This is a genomic window from Paraburkholderia sediminicola (assembly GCF_046026675.1).
Classification (GTDB): domain Bacteria; phylum Pseudomonadota; class Gammaproteobacteria; order Burkholderiales; family Burkholderiaceae; genus Paraburkholderia; species Paraburkholderia sediminicola_F.
Window position 1 is genome coordinate 3643921 of sequence record NZ_JAQQEY010000002.1, and the last position, 15143, is coordinate 3659063.

A 15143-nucleotide genomic window follows, 5' to 3' on the forward strand; every position below is an offset into this window, starting at 1 on the left:
GGCGCACGATCGCGCCTTCGCTGAGCCGCATTCTATAACGCGGAGCATCGGGAAATGGTGGCCGCCGGGTGCTGTCAGCGGTTCAGCGGTTCAGCGGTTCAGCGGTTCAGCGGTTCAGCGGTTCAGCGGTTCAGCGGTTCAGCGGTTCAGCGCATCCTTGAACGCCTTGCCCGCCGTAAACTTGACGGTCTTTGCAGCCGGGATCTGGATTTCGGCGCCGGTCGAGGGATTGCGACCAACCCGCGCGGCGCGCGCCCCCCTCGAAAACGAGCCGAAGCCGATCAACTGGACGGTGTCGCCTTTGGCCAACGCGCCGGTAATCGCCGCGATCACTCCGTCAATCGTCTCACCGGTCATGACCTTGCTCTCACCGGTTGCCGCCGCGACCGCATCCACGAGTTCCTGTTTGTTCATTGTCGATCCCTGATTTATGGTTGTTCAGCCGCCACCCTACCCGATCGCCCCGCCTTTGCGCAACGGCTAGCGAGGCTTTCCAGCCACTCCGGTCGTTCAGAGAGCCGCAGCCCGTGACTGGCATCGACCAGAACGTGAAGCTGAACCGCGCGCTTTGGATACTCGCTGACGCGATGCGCCAGATGAGGGCGCAACCACCTCACGGAGGGGAACGCCGGAAGGCTTGCATTGCATCGAGCGCGCCATAGAGACGCTGCGTCTTTCGTGCTTTGATCGCTTGCATGGCTTCCAGCCGCCCCACTTCAGTGCGCAGCCAGCTGCGACACCAGGTTCAGCACATAGATCGCAAACACTGGCGGCGTATTGAAGTGCGAGCCGTGAGAAATATGCGTGCGAAAATCCAGAATCACCGGCAGCCCATCCGGAATCCGCCCAAGCAGTTAGCGCCGATGATGGTAACGGCAGTCTACGCCCTGCGCGCGGCGAGCAGCAATTGATGAAATGCACTGAACACCCGGCGCATTTGCGGAAGCTTGTACGGAAACAAGGCCGCGTCGTCCATATCGTGGACGACCATAGCCGTCGCGATTTCGAAAATAAGCAGCCTTCCGTCCTCTGTTTCGGCGCAGTCGAATCCGACGTAGTCCAGACCTGTCCGCTCGACTACAGCGCGCAAAGCTTCGCGATGGCGCACCGCAAAGGTCGTGTCGAAATTGGCCATCAGACGCGCCTCTTCACCCCGGCGCTCCGGATGCGCGATCATTTCCGCGTATGGGTAGTGAACCATCCAGTGCGCCGAAATGCCCATATGACACAAAAAAGGCGTCACGCCGACCATCACGATCCGGTATTTACGGAACAGACCGTCTGCACCGCTGTAGTCGATGAAGGGTGCGATGTAAAACTCGGCAACAACCGAACGATCCACGTAATCCGCAAGTTCCGCGGCGGACGAAACGCGCTCCAACCCCTCGCCGGCATGCGATCCGACCGGGCGGATGATGAGCGGATAGTTCGCGTCCAGCATGACGAGGTTGTCGGATCGACCTGCGAGCAGATCCAGAATTTGAGCGCGCGAAACGCATGTCGCCGGCGCCATACAGATATCCGGGACGCCTCCCAGCAGCGCGTAGGCCGCTTCGCGCGTCGTATGCGCGATGCCTTCCGGCAGGTTGAGCACGCGCGTTGTTGTCGTGTGTAATAACGAGGCGATCAGGTCGAGAGCCACAATATTCTCATCTCGTGCGCACGCCGCCACCAACACGGCATCATGCTCTGGCAACTCGCGTTCGTGCGTGGAGTGTTCGTCGATATAGAGCACGTCGACCTGCAAGTCGGCGTGTTCAAGAAGGCACTCGATCGGCGTATTCGCCATCAGGTCACCGGGCGCTTTCAGCACCAGCAACTTCACCGACGGACTTTCCGTTCTGGCATTTTTTATCCGGTAAAGTCGGCGCATCTGCAATGCCTGCCGCTGAACGGCAAGCGCCGCCGGCTTTTCGTATTTCATCTCCAAGACCAGCGAGAGGTCGAGCAGTGCGCCAGGATCGTCATGGCGCTGCGCGTACTCAAGCAGACTCACGCCGAGTGGCGTCAGATCATTGCCCGCGGTTGCCGCCCTTAACAATGCGCTCAGGCCCAGTGATTGATAGGCCTGACAGGTTGCTTCAGTCATGGCCGTCCCGTCCGCTTTCATCCGCGCCCTGCAGAGCGTGAACCGCCGAAGGCAGCGCGCCGACATATCCAACTTCTTCCTCGAACCAGCCTTCAGGAATACCCTGCGCGGACGGCGCTTCGCGATCTGTTGCCCTGTCACCCACCGTCGAGTTATCGACAACCAGCGACAAACCGACCGGCTTTGCGTGGTGCTTCGGTACGCACATGTGTGTTCCCTTCGGTGAAAAAGGCAGAGGCACTGCGCCCACCGACCGCTATCTCGAACGCCCAGTCGACTTGAGATATGCATCGCCATCACAGCTATTTAGACAAGATGTTAGACGCGGAGCTCTTGCAGCATTTTCGCGCGAAGATGAAAACTGATCCTGCGAAGCAATGCGTGGCACCCGGTCATCGGACAAACACTGCTCGATGACCGCAAAGCGCAAGCGATCAGAACGTGTGCCGGATACCGACGCGCGCGAGGACCTGATTCGCGCTCGACGACGGTGCATCCGCGCCCGTTATATATGCGGTATTCAACGGGGTCGACACCGTGCCGCCACCCGATGCGTGCTGGTACAAGCCCTGCACATAGACGTCGGTACGCACTGACAGGTTATAGTCCGCCACCAAGCCAAACTGCTGGTATTTCGGCTTTGAATTGCCTGCACTGGAGTTGAAATGGGCAATCGTGTAGTTGTACATCGCGCCGACATACGCGGCCTTCGTCAATTGATACTTGGCGTTGAGTTCGAAGTTATCGAATTTCAGGCTGGTCGCGGTGTTTGCGAAGTTGCCGACGTAGACCGACCCGGTCGCGTCGTTCAGGCTCGTATGGCTATACACAAAGCCGAGCAACGTCGGTCCGATCGTGTAGTTAATGCCTGCGCCCCAGACTTGTTGACGGCCGGCGAAAAAGTCGGTGTCGTCGGCTGTGAGCGAACCGCCTGTCGTGCCGCCCGGATTGTTGATCTGCATATAAGCCGCGGCCACCGTCACATTGCTGCCCACGTATTGCGCGCCGAGGCTGTAAGACCGATTGTTCGCGAAGCCGCCTGCCTGGTTGCTGAAGCCGTACAGACCGCCGAACGTAACGCCGCCGTACGTATTGCTCGTGTACTTCACGCTGTTGTTCAAACGGAAGGAGTTGTCGGTGTTGTCGTTATCGTACGGATGCGACATCAGATAGCCCGCCCAGTTTCCGTTTGCCGTGAGCGGTGCGAGGAGGTCGACGACGGAGTCATATTGCCGGCCCATCGTCAGCGTGCCGAATTGCGCCGAGCTCAGGCCGACATAGGCCTGACGTCCGAACATCCGGCCGCCCTGCCCGAGCTTGCCTGAGTTGACGTCGAATCCGTTTTCCAACTGGAAGATAGCCTTGGTCCCACCGCCCAGGTCCTCCGCCCCCTTCAGGCCCCAGCGGCTGCCTTGGGCAAAACCGCTTTCCATCTGTATATTCGAATGGCCGCCGGTATTGTTGGTGTAATTCAGGCCTTCGTCGATCAGGCCGTACAGCGTGACGCTGCTTTGCGCCATCGCGCTGATAGGGGCAAACGTACAGCCGAGCGCTGTATTGGCAACCGCGGCAATCAGGAGTCTTTTCATGAATACGGATCCCTGTGGGTAAGAACACCGCGCCGGTGCATCGCCCGCGCTATTCGCGCAGCGTAGAGGCGCAACCGACGTCAGGTGTTCGCACTTTAGGACCTACAAAATCCCGCCCCACAGCAATTCAGTATTGCTCGAATAGTGTTGTACGGGGCCTACGCGTACGTCGCTTCGTGCCTTGCTTTCGAACGGTTTCCGACGATAGCGCTCCACGACGAAATCAACGAAGCTGCGCAAAGCAACCGCCATGTGCGGCTGCCCGAGATACAGCAGCCACACAGTGCGTTCGTCGCCGCATAGCGTCACGTCACCCAGCAACGCACGCAAGCTGCCACTGGTCAGTTCGTTCTGCACGAACGAACGTGATAAGCGCGCGATTCCGAGTCCCGCCTGCACCGCACGCTTGACGACATGAGGACTTTGTATGTTCAGGATCGGCCGCACAACGACGCGTTGTGCGCCGTGGGCGTCGCGAAACTCCCAGTAACGGCTCGGAGCATCCGACGCGACGAGCACGTCGTGCGAGTCCAACTCGCCCGGCGTGCACGGCGCAGGGCGACGCGCCAGATAGTCTGGGCTTGCAACAATCACGTCGCGTGTTTGCGCGAGCGGCCGGCACACCAGCGACGAATCACGCAGGCGACGCTCCGCACTGAAGCAGATGTCGAACTCGCTGGCCGCGACGTCGCTCATATTGTCGAACACGGTCAGGTCGAAACTCACGCGGGGTTCGTGGGCACGGTAGGCGGCCAGCACGTCCGGTAGATCCGTAGTCGCGTACAGCGACGACGCCGCGATCCGCAGAAAACCGGTAGGCTGTCCCACTGCGGAGGCAATACATTCGTCCATGTCATCGAGCTGCCTGAGCAACTCGATGCAGCGCTCCCAATACAGTCGGCCCGTCACCGTCAACGATACGCGCCGCGTAGTCCGATTGACTAGCCGGACGCCTAAGTGTTCCTCGAGCGTCGCGACACTGCGCGTGACAACCGAATTGGAAATGCCCAAGTGCTTGGCGGCTTCGGCGAAATTCAGGCACTCCGCGACTTTGGCGAAGATGCGTATCGAAGCCAACTGGTTCATCGTGTTCCCCGGCGCATGCTGGATGACAAGTTTCGGGCGCAATACAGCGGTGTGAGGGGGCGAGAAACCATAGGTGTGCACCCCATCTGTTAGACGTCGAGCTCCTCGCGGGGGATGGAATCGTGTCGCTACGCGCGCGCCTGACCGCAGGAGGTTAGTTCTTAGCATAGCGGCCACTTCGTTACCCCAAGCCGTCCGGCAGATTACAGGATCGTTATTTTCCTGGTTACTGTCGATGTCGCGCACCCGGACGTCGCCGATTACCGGATAGGCGTATGTCTTCAGCGTGTTGCCCCACTGCTGGACATGCTTGTGATTTCGCCACTCAGGTTCCCGCGCGCGGATGTACGCTTCGGCTGCCTCACGAAACGTCACGTTGGCATCCGACGAGATATTAAGCAACTGTCGACGCTGCTCCTCGCGTCGCGCAAGGATAGGATCGATCTGGTCCCTGACCATCTCACGATAACCGGTAGCCAGTTTCCGAGCCTCGGCAAGCGAGACTCGCGAAACCGGACCGAGGCCCATCTCCCGAACACGCCCATTGAGCTTGAAGCGAAACACCCACGAACGTGCACCACTGTCCGCGATCTGCATGTAGAGACCACCGCCGTCGGCGTAGTGGCCGGGAGCCACCTCCTTTGCAATCCGCAGCGCACTGAGCCGGTGTAACTGTCGTCCTGACATGGTTCCCTCCTACCCACTTACCCATCTTCCTACCCATACTTCGTGGGGAAATTGTGCGGGATCGTAGTGGAAGCAGCAAGCACGTCGTTACCCATAAATCGCTTTTAAATCAGCGATCTACGAGACGTTTATGGAAGATATCGGAATGCCCGGGAAGCCTTGACTGGCGGAAGGCAGCCGGAGTCGAACCGACCTGAGAGCGTCTGACGCCCTCAACTGGATTTGAAGTCCAGCCGCACCACCGGATGCGAATGCCTTCCTACGGTGATTGAACAAATTGAACTACCTGAACCACGCCCTGCAACTCAAACACTGAATCAAATCGGATCGAGCCAACGGCTATCCGTGCGCATCAGATGCAGGCCACGGTGGAAGCGAGTATATCCAACCCGGTCGAAGAATTCCAAAAGCTGGATCGCGCGTTTTCGCCCGAGCCCAGTGACATCACGAAACGGTGCAGCCGCAACCATCCCCGCATTCTTTTGCGCTTCGGAACCCGCAATCAAAGCCAGTTCACGAATCACCTCATGGTGATAAAAGAGATCGCGCACAACCTGAAAAAGCTCGCCCTGTCGCGCGAGCTTGCGCAGTAACTGCCGCACGCGGTCTTCGGATACGCCGTGTGCGTTTGCGAGATCACGCACCCAGGGCGGATCGAAACGTCCGTCTTTCAGCGCCGGCAGCAGTGCTGCCGCGAGTGCGCGATCGGCGTCGTCGAGTGTCGCTGCATGGTCCGGCAGATGCAACCACGGCCCGCGTCGGATAATCTCGCCGCGCGCCGCCGCATCGTCGACTAGCGCGCGCCACAATGCATCGTCGACGAGAGGCGCTGCGATCCGCCGTAAGCGCGATACATCCGGGCCGAGTTCATCCGGCGAGCGTTCGTGGTACTGCTTTAGTGCGGTAGTCACCCGCGCATTCAATGCCCGCCATGACGCATCGGCGATCAACAACGCGTCATTACCGCCGGGGAGTTGCACAACGCGCGTGTCAGGTGGCAACACGAGCACGGCCGCCAGCATACCCGTCAGTCGTTCCAGCAACGAGCGGGGCAATCCGTGCGGCGCCCTTGCCAGAAGCGAATCCAGCGCGCCGGTGTCAAGCATGACCTGAATCGCATCGAGCCACGCCAGCCGCTCAGCCGAGCGACGCTTGCGCGAAGGCGCAAACGGATCGAGCACATGACCACCGCCAACCGTGCGATTAGCCTGGGCATTGCGCACGACAAAGCGGTCGCCAGGAAGCGCACACACCGGCCGTTCGAACACGAACTGCACGCGCGCCCGCTGACCTGCGTCGAGCGTTTCGCCATCGAGCAACGCGACATGCGCAACCTGATGCTGCGTGCCCAGATGCACATGCAGCGGCGCCCAGTGCTCCAGCGCCAACGGTGCATCGGCGCGTAGCGTCAGCATGACGTCGATGCGTTCCGACGCTTGCGACAGCTGCGGATCGACGATCCAGTCGCCGCGATCGATTGCGCTCTTCTCGATGCCCGCCAGATTCAATGCACAGCGCTCACCTGCCCTTCCAGTCTCGGCCGGACGATTCTGCGCATGAATGCTACGTACGCGCACCGGCTGATTTTTCGGCGCAAGCAGCATCGTGTCACCCGCCGCGACGCGTCCCGACATCACGGTCCCGGTCACGATCGTGCCTTGGCCTGATAGCGTGAATACCCGGTCGACCGCGAGACGGAACAGACCGTCGTCGCGCCTCATGCGCCCCTCTACCGCCGCTGCGTGCAAATGCGCCTTTAACGCGGCCACACCAAGGTCATCTTCACGCGTCGCGCAGGTGTCGAACACGGGCGCGTCCTGCAGCACGCTGCCGCTCAGAAACGCTGTCACCTCGTCATGCACTTCCTGCAGCCGCTCAGCGTCAACGCGGTCTATCTTAGTCAGCGCGATCGCGCCGCGCTTGATGCCGAGTAGTTCCACGATCGCCAGATGTTCGCGTGTTTGCGGCATGACGCCATCGTCGGCAGCGATCACGAGCAGCGCGAAATCGATTCCACTGGCGCCCGCGGCCATCGTATGGACGAGCTTTTCGTGGCCCGGCACATCGATCAGACCGAGCACGTCGCCGTTCTCGAGCGGCACGTACGCATAGCCCAGTTCGATCGAAATGCCGCGCGCCTTTTCTTCCTTGAGACGATCCGTGTCGACGCCCGACAACGCTCTCACCAGGCTAGTTTTGCCGTGGTCGATATGCCCGGCCGTACCTACGATCATGCCTGCACGTCCTTCAATTGCTCGATTAACTGCGCTTCATCGGCGGCTTCGAGACAGCGCAGATCGAGACGCAATGCATCGTCCGCGATACGGCCGATGACCGGCCGCGCCATCTCGCGCAAGCGCTTCTCGAGCGCAAGCAATTGACGGCCGCCGCGCTTGCCGTCGGCGGTCCTGACGACGAGGCCGTAGCTCGGCAGCACATCGACAGGCAATGCGCCGCTGCCGATCTGGCTGAACATGGGCTCGGCCACCACGACGTAGCGATCGCCGGCCACACGCTGCAATGCAGGCTGCACCCGCTCCGCGGTGAGCCGGATGTCGTCGCTCGGGCGCGTGAGCAAACGCAGCGTGGTCAGCCGCTCAGCGAGTTTTTCCGGTGCGCGATACATCTGCAGCACGGGCTCCAATGCCGCGAGCGTCAGTTTGCCGACCCGCAGCGCACGCTTGAGGGGATGCTTCTTGATCTTTGCGATCAGATCACGCCGGCCGACAATCAACCCCGCCTGCGGGCCGCCAAGCAGTTTGTCGCCGCTGAATGTGACGAGGTCGGCACCGGCCTCGATGGTTTCGCGTACGGTCGTCTCACGCGGCAAGCCCCATTGCGTCAGATCGACCAGCGTGCCGCTGCCGAGGTCCACCGCAACAGCAAGACCGCGCGCGTGGGCGAGCGGCGCGATGGCGTCGACCCCGACCTCTTTGGTGAATCCGCTGATCGCGTAATTGCTCGTGTGGACTTTCATCAGCAGCGCGGTTTGCGGACCGATGGCTTCGTCGTAGTCCTTCAGATGCGTGCGATTGGTGGTGCCGACTTCGCGCAGCCTCGCGCCCGCGCGGCTCATGATGTCGGGAATGCGAAACGCGCCGCCGATTTCAACCAGCTCGCCCCGCGACACGATCACTTCTTTCTTCGACGCCAACGCGGACAACGTGAGCAACACTGCTGCGGCATTGTTGTTGACCACGGTCGCCGCTTCGGCCCCGGTCAGTTCGCAGATGAGTTCGTCGATCAGATCGTCGCGATCACCGCGCTTGCCGGTGCCGAGATCGAACTCGAGGTTGGCCGGCTGCGTGAGCGCTTTCATGACGGCTTGCACTGCTTCGTCGGGCAGCAATGCGCGGCCGAGATTGGTATGCAGCACAGTGCCGGTCAGATTGAAGACGCTGCGTAAACGAGCCGCGTTGCGCCGACGCAGCGTGGCCTCAACGGGGATCTGCAGTTGCGCGATATCGAGTGCGCTCACCGACGCATCGCCGGACTGCGCGCTGACGCGCCAGGTGTCGAGTGCATGACGCAGGGCACCCAATACCTGCGTGCGGCCGAACTCAGTCAACAACGCCGCAAACTCGGCCGACGCCATCACCTTCTCTACCGACGGCACACGCGCCATCAGCGCCCGCAATTCAGAGCCGGTTACATCGCTCACGAGGCAATCCTCATTCTCAGTCGGACTCGCCGGAAGAGTCATCAGCCGCAGGATCGGCCTGTTCCGGCCAGAGCCACGGATGCGGCGACGCGCGCCGGTAACCTTCCGCTCCCATCAGCAGGTCCAGTGTGAGACTGGCGAGATCGTCCGCGAACGGTTCGAAATCGTAGTCCTTCGACTGAATGCCGATCTTCCGGTAAGTATGGCATTCGTCGCACGACTCCGCCTTCAATGCGGCATTCCTGGAATCGGCTTCCCGGGTGGCCTCGTCAGCGTCCTGCGAGCCGACGGCGTGATAGGCAATGCCTTTGGTCGAATCGCAGTTCGAACATTTCGCGCGGACCATGTGCCACTCGGTCGCACACAGGCCGCATTGCAGGTAGCGGTAATTGTCATACGTACCGCCCACGCGCACCATGCTCGCCACCGGATGCGATCCGCACACTGGACACAGGCCCAGAGTCTCGATGTAGGGCACCTCACGCTTGTCGATGTCGGCAGCGAGGTCGGTCCATACGACTTGCAGCGCGGCCATGATGAACGGCGCGCTCGCCGGATCGACTTCCTCGAAGCGCTGCGCGAAGATCGCATCGGCCTGAGCATCGAGCGTGACCTGGTCCAGCGTTCGCAGCTTTTCAATGAGCGCTTCGAGCGGCGGTGTGAGCGGACCGGCGGCTTGCACCTTATCGAGCAGCTGCAGCAAAACGTCGTGCCACGCCGGATCGCGCACGCCAGAGAGCGCCGGAATCAACGGCATGGAATGCTGCTGCGCACTCGCGATCAATTCGGCGCTGGGCGGCTTCGCCTTGAAGCCGGTGATCACGGCTTGCTGCGCGTCCGCCAGCACGGCCATCAAACGCAAATAGCCGGCGATCGGATTGCTGAGCGCCGCCAGTTGGCGCAGCCGCGCGGCGCGCGCCGAAAAGACCGCCAGCCGTTCCGGCGTGCGGATGCGGGGAATCGCCGTGTGATCGAGCGATTCGATATCGCCGGCCTCAAGAATGCGTTGAACCAAAGTATCGACCTCTGAAAACTGCGCTGAAAACTGAAGAGCCGCCGCAGTTCGTCGAACAGGGACGGCGGCTCAGCGTGCGTGGCAAGTTGCGCCACGCTTCTTACCGATCCTACTTGCCGATGATTTCCTTGAACCAGTTCGGATGATGCTTTCTCGCCCAGCCGTAGGTCACCGTCCCGCGCGTCATCGCACCGATCGAGCCCTTGATCCACAGCGCCGCATAAATATGCACGACGATGCCGACGATCAGCACGAACGCAGCCGCAGCATGAACCAGCGCCGCGAGGCGGATGATCTCGATCGGGAAATAGAACGAGAAATAGCGCCGCCAGATCACAATGCCGCTCGCCAGCAACAGCAGCAGGCAAATCACCATAGTGAAAAATAGCAGCTTTTGACCGGCGTTGTACTTTCCGATCGCGGGGAGCTTTTCCTCACGATTGTTGAGCACGTCGTCGATCTGCTTCATCCACTGGATGTCGGCTTTGTCCAGATAATTGTGATGCCAGAAGCGCAACGCAAGAATCAGAAACGACAGGAACATCACGCAGCCGACAAACGGATGCAGAATCCGCGTCCATTGCCCGCCGCCAAAGATCGCGTACAGCCACGACATTGCCGGATGAAACATGGCGAGGCCGGACAGCGCCAGCAGAACGAACGTGATGGCGGTGATCCAGTGATTCGTCCGTTCATTCGGCGTGTAGCGTTGGATCAGGCTGTTGCCCTTCACGTCTTTCAGCACAACGTGCTCGTGATTTTCAGCGTGCTTCATCGGATGCCTCCCGCGAACGGCGTGCTTCATCAGCTTCATGCTGTGCTTCGACTTCTTCCGCCTCCGTCACCTCGTTCGGACCGACACGCGTGTAGTGGAAGAACCCTGCTAGCGCAGCAAACGCGATACCTGCCAAAGCCAGCGGTTTCGCCAGACCTTTCCATAGATAAACCATCGCGCTGATCTTCGGATTCTGCGGCAAACCGTGATACAGGTTGGCTTTGTCGGCGTGGTGCAGCACGTACATCACATGCGTGCCGCCCACGCCGGCAGGATCGTACAAACCCGCATTCTGGAATCCACGCTCCTTCAGATCGACAATCCGATCCGCCGCCTGCTGCTTCATGTCTTCCTTGGTGCCAAACATGATCGCGCCGGTCGGGCAGGTCTTCACGCACGCCGGCTCCTGACCGACAGCCACGCGGTCCGAACACAGCGTGCACTTGTACGCGCGGTTGTCCTTCTTCGAAATACGCGGCACGTTGAACGGGCAACCGGTGACGCAATAGCCGCAGCCGATGCAGTTTTCCTCGTGAAAATCCACGATACCGTTCGTGTACTGCACGATCGCGCCCGGCGAGGGACACGCCTTCAGACAGCCCGGATCCTCGCAGTGCATGCAGCCGTCCTTGCGGATCAGCCACTCGAGATCCCCCTCGGTGTTCTCGTACTCCGAGAACCGCATGACGGTCCACGAATGCTCAGACAGATCGCGTGGGTTGTCATAGATGCCCGTCGTCGTGCCAATCTCGTCACGCAGATCGTTCCACTCCATACAGGCCGTCTGACACGCCTTGCAGCCAATGCACTTCGATACATCGATGAGCTTGGCGACCGTGCCCGTCACCGGCTCACGCACTTGCGGTTCGGGCAAGGTCGTGGCCGAGAGGCGTTTGATATCCAGTGATTGCAGTGCCATCTCTTTTCCTTATACCTTTTCGACCTTGACGAGGAACGACTTGAATTCCGGTGTTTGCGAATTCCCGTCGCCCACGGAGGGCGTCAGCGTATTGACGAGATAGCCCGGCTTCGCGAGCCCCTTGAAGCCCCAATGCAACGGCAACCCGACTGTCTGGACCTTTTTCCCTTCGATCATCAGCGGTTTGATCCGCTTGGTGACGAGCGCCACGGCGATGATGTGCCCGCGGTTGGACGACACCTTCACACGATCCCCCGCGACCACCCCCACTTCCTTCGCCAGATCCTCGCCGATCTCCACGAACTGTTGCGGCTGCACGATCGCGTTCAAACGCGCGTGCTTGGTCCAGTAGTGGAAATGCTCGGTCAGACGATACGTGGTAGCCGTATGCGGGAAGTTCTCATGCGTGCCGAAGGCGGCCCGATCGTCCGGGAACACGCGCGCCGCCGGACTGCTGACGACCAGCTTGTTATCCGGATGCAGCGGGTTATAGCCGAGCGGCGTTTCAAACGGTTCGTAGTGCTCGGGGAATGGCCCCTCAACCAAGCCGTCACGCGAGAAAAAGCGCGCCACGCCCTCCGCATTCATGATGAACGGATTCATGCCGTTTTCAGGCGGCTCGTCCACCTTGAAGTCGGGAATGTCGGCACCGCTCCACGTCTTACCGTTCCATGCGATTAGCTTGCGCGTGGAGTCGAACGGTTTGCCGCTGACGTCGCACGAAGCACGGTTGTACAGAATCCGCCGGTTCGCAGGCCACGCCCATGCCCAGTTCAATGTATTGCCGATGCCGGTCGGGTCCGAGTTGTCGCGACGGCCCATCTGGTTGCCCGCCTGAGTCCACGCACCACAGAAGATCCAGCAACCGCTCGCGGTGCTACCGTCGTCGCGCAATTGCGCGAAGCCCGCCAACTGCTCGCCTTTCTTCGCGAGCACCTTGGTTTTGTCGGCGGCGTCGGTCACGTCGGCGAGCGCCTTGCCGTTGAACTCCATGGCGATTTCTTCAGGCGTCGGGCTTTCCGGATCGGAGTAAGGCCAGCTCATGTTGAGAATCGGATCGGGATACTTGCCGCCGTTCTCCTTATAAGCCTTACGAATGCGCAGCCACAGCCCCGACATGATCTCGAGGTCGCTCTTCGCTTCGCCCGGGCCGTCGGCGCCCTGCCAGTGCCACTGCAGCACGCGGCTGGAACTGACCAGCGAGCCGCGTTCTTCGGCGAAACACGTGGTAGGCAGACGGAAAACTTCCGTTTGAATCGTCGACGGATCCACGTCGTTGAACTCGCCGAAGTTCTTCCAGAACTCCGAAGTTTCAGTGGCGAGCGGATCCATGATGACGAGCCACTTCAGCCTGGCCAGACTCGCGCCGATCTTCGCCTTGTTCGGCGCCGCGGCAAGCGGGTTGAAGCCCTGCGCGATGTAGCCGGTCATCTTGCCTTGATTCATCAACTCGAAGACCTGCAGCATGTCGTATGACTTATCGAGCTTCGGCAGATAGTCGTAGCCGAAGTTGTTCTCGGCGGTCGCGTTATCGCCCCACCACGACTTCATAAAGCTGACATGAAACGCACGATAGTTGCGCCAGTAGCTCAACTGGTTCGGCCGCAATGGCTGGCTCGCGCGCTTCTTGATGAAGGCGTCGAAGTCCTGCTCGGCTTCCATCGGCAGCGTCATGTAGCCCGGCAACAGGTTCGACATCAAACCAAGGTCGGTCAAACCCTGAATGTTCGAGTGACCGCGCAGCGCGTTCATGCCGCCGCCCGCAATGCCGATGTTGCCCAGCAGCAACTGCACCATCGCTCCCGTGCGGATGATCTGTGCGCCGATCGAGTGATGCGTCCAGCCGAGCGCGTACAGGATCGTGCCGGCGCGCCCGGGGACGGCCGTCGACGCCAGCATCTCGCACACCTTGAGGAATTTTTCCTTCGGCGTGCCGCAGGTCCGCTCGACCTGCTCGGGCGTATAGCGCGAGTAGTGCTGCTTCATCAGCTGATAGACGCAACGCGGGTGCTGCAGCGTCGGATCGATTTTGGCGTAACCGTCGTCGCCGATCTCGTAGTCCCACGTGCTCTTGTCGTAGCTGCGTTTATCCGCGTCGTAGCCGGAATACAGGCCGTCCGTGAACGAGAAATCCTCGCGCACGATGAATGGCATATCCGTGTAATTCCTGACGTACTCGTGCTGAATCTTGTCGTTAGTAAGCAAATAGTTGATCACCCCGCCCAGGAACACGATGTCCGAGCCGGTGCGAATCTGCGCGTAGTAATCCGCAACCGAGGCCGTACGCGTAAAGCGCGGATCGACCACGATCAACCTTGCCTTGCGGTGCGCCTTCGCTTCCGTGACCCACTTGAAACCGCACGGGTGCGCCTCGGCCGCATTGCCGCCCATCACGAGAATCACATCCGCGTTCTTGATGTCGACCCAATGGTTCGTCATCGCTCCACGGCCAAACGTCGGGGCAAGACCTGCCACCGTCGGGCCGTGTCAAACACGCGCCTGATTATCGAATGCGAGCATGCCAAGACTGCGGACAGTCTTGTGCGTCAAATATCCCACTTCATTGCTACCGGCCGATGCGGCGAGCATGCCGGTGGTCAGCCAGCGGTTGACCTTCTTGCCGTCTTCCGTCGTCTCGACGAAATTGGCATCGCGGTCTTCCTTCATCAACCTGGCGATGCGATCGAGCGCGTCTTCCCAGGAAATCCGCTTCCATTCATTCGATCCAGCCGCGCGGTACTCTGGATACTTCAGACGGCTCGGACTGTGAATGAAGTCGATCAGGCTCGCGCCCTTCGGACACAACGTGCCGCGGTTCACCGGATGATCGGGATCGCCTTCAATGTGGATGATGCTGGACTTTGCATTCTTGGCGTTGTCGCCAAGTCCATACATCAGGATGCCGCAGCCCACCGAACAGTACGGGCAGGTGTTGCGGGTTTCAGTTGTGCGCGACAGTTTGTACTGACGAACCTCGGCCAGCGCGGGTGCCGGAGAGAAGCCCATGAGGGCCAAACTTGATCCGGCGAGCGTGGTGGCGGAGACCTTCAGAAACTGTCGCCGGGACATGTGGGTCATGTAATGGCCTCGGCTCTTTTTGGGATACTAATAACGATTATAGAGGCCGATATGAAGTCTTGCAGCCAGACTGCCGATCTCTTTAAAGTTGTTAAATATGAAGCGTCACAGCCGGTTTAACGGAAGCGGCGCTATTTCTCTTGCATCAGTTGATTGCGTCCGCAACGACCCACGCCGTGGGTGGCCGCTGTTCTGCGCCGCCCGCGAACAACGGCCATAATGTGGTCATTCGAAGCCTGAAATC

11 protein-coding genes and 1 tRNA gene are annotated in these 15143 nt (G+C 60.3%); all 12 read right to left on the reverse strand.

What is annotated here, in order from left to right:
* Nucleotides 1–138: 138 nt before the first annotated feature.
* The gene (locus tag PQQ86_RS36055) at nucleotides 139–414 is read right to left on the reverse strand and encodes an HU family DNA-binding protein (RefSeq protein ID WP_408278292.1); all 276 of its coding nucleotides are present in this window, start codon (nucleotides 412–414) and stop codon (nucleotides 139–141) included.
* 466 nt (nucleotides 415–880) lie between these two features.
* Nucleotides 881–2089, reverse strand: a complete 1209-nt coding sequence (locus PQQ86_RS36060) for an ATP-grasp domain-containing protein (protein WP_408278294.1) — start codon at nucleotides 2087–2089, stop codon at nucleotides 881–883.
* Nucleotides 2082–2297: a hypothetical protein gene (locus PQQ86_RS36065; RefSeq protein ID WP_408278297.1), complete on the reverse strand. Its 216-nt coding sequence runs from the start codon at nucleotides 2295–2297 to the stop codon at nucleotides 2082–2084. Before PQQ86_RS36065 ends, PQQ86_RS36060 begins: the two co-directional genes overlap by 8 nt.
* Before the next feature lie 226 nt (nucleotides 2298–2523).
* On the reverse strand, nucleotides 2524–3678 hold the full coding sequence (locus PQQ86_RS36070; RefSeq protein ID WP_408278300.1) for a porin: 1155 nt from the start codon (nucleotides 3676–3678) through the stop codon (nucleotides 2524–2526).
* Nucleotides 3679–3780: 102 nt separating this feature from the next.
* Entirely contained in the window at nucleotides 3781–5451 is a 1671-nt protein-coding gene (locus PQQ86_RS36075; protein ID WP_408278303.1) for a LysR substrate-binding domain-containing protein, read from the reverse strand.
* 164 nt (nucleotides 5452–5615) lie between these two features.
* A tRNA-Sec gene (locus PQQ86_RS36080) sits at nucleotides 5616–5711 on the reverse strand.
* 57 nt (nucleotides 5712–5768) lie between these two features.
* The gene (selB, locus tag PQQ86_RS36085) at nucleotides 5769–7685 is read right to left on the reverse strand and encodes a selenocysteine-specific translation elongation factor (protein WP_408278306.1); all 1917 of its coding nucleotides are present in this window, start codon (nucleotides 7683–7685) and stop codon (nucleotides 5769–5771) included.
* On the reverse strand, nucleotides 7682–9112 hold the full coding sequence (selA, locus tag PQQ86_RS36090; RefSeq protein WP_408278309.1) for an L-seryl-tRNA(Sec) selenium transferase: 1431 nt from the start codon (nucleotides 9110–9112) through the stop codon (nucleotides 7682–7684). Before selA ends, selB begins: the two co-directional genes overlap by 4 nt.
* A 16-nt stretch (nucleotides 9113–9128) precedes the next feature.
* Complete coding sequence (fdhE, locus tag PQQ86_RS36095) at nucleotides 9129–10127, reverse strand: formate dehydrogenase accessory protein FdhE (RefSeq protein WP_408278312.1); 999 nt, start codon at nucleotides 10125–10127, stop codon at nucleotides 9129–9131.
* Nucleotides 10128–10236: 109 nt separating this feature from the next.
* Nucleotides 10237–10902: a formate dehydrogenase subunit gamma gene (locus PQQ86_RS36100; protein WP_097394618.1), complete on the reverse strand. Its 666-nt coding sequence runs from the start codon at nucleotides 10900–10902 to the stop codon at nucleotides 10237–10239.
* Nucleotides 10889–11821, reverse strand: a complete 933-nt coding sequence (gene fdxH, locus PQQ86_RS36105; protein WP_408278315.1) for a formate dehydrogenase subunit beta — start codon at nucleotides 11819–11821, stop codon at nucleotides 10889–10891. The genes PQQ86_RS36100 and fdxH overlap by 14 nt, the downstream gene beginning before the upstream one ends.
* Nucleotides 11822–11830: 9 nt before the next feature.
* The gene (fdnG, locus tag PQQ86_RS36110) at nucleotides 11831–14899 is read right to left on the reverse strand and encodes a formate dehydrogenase-N subunit alpha (protein ID WP_408278319.1); all 3069 of its coding nucleotides are present in this window, start codon (nucleotides 14897–14899) and stop codon (nucleotides 11831–11833) included.
* Nucleotides 14900–15143 lie beyond the last annotated feature (244 nt).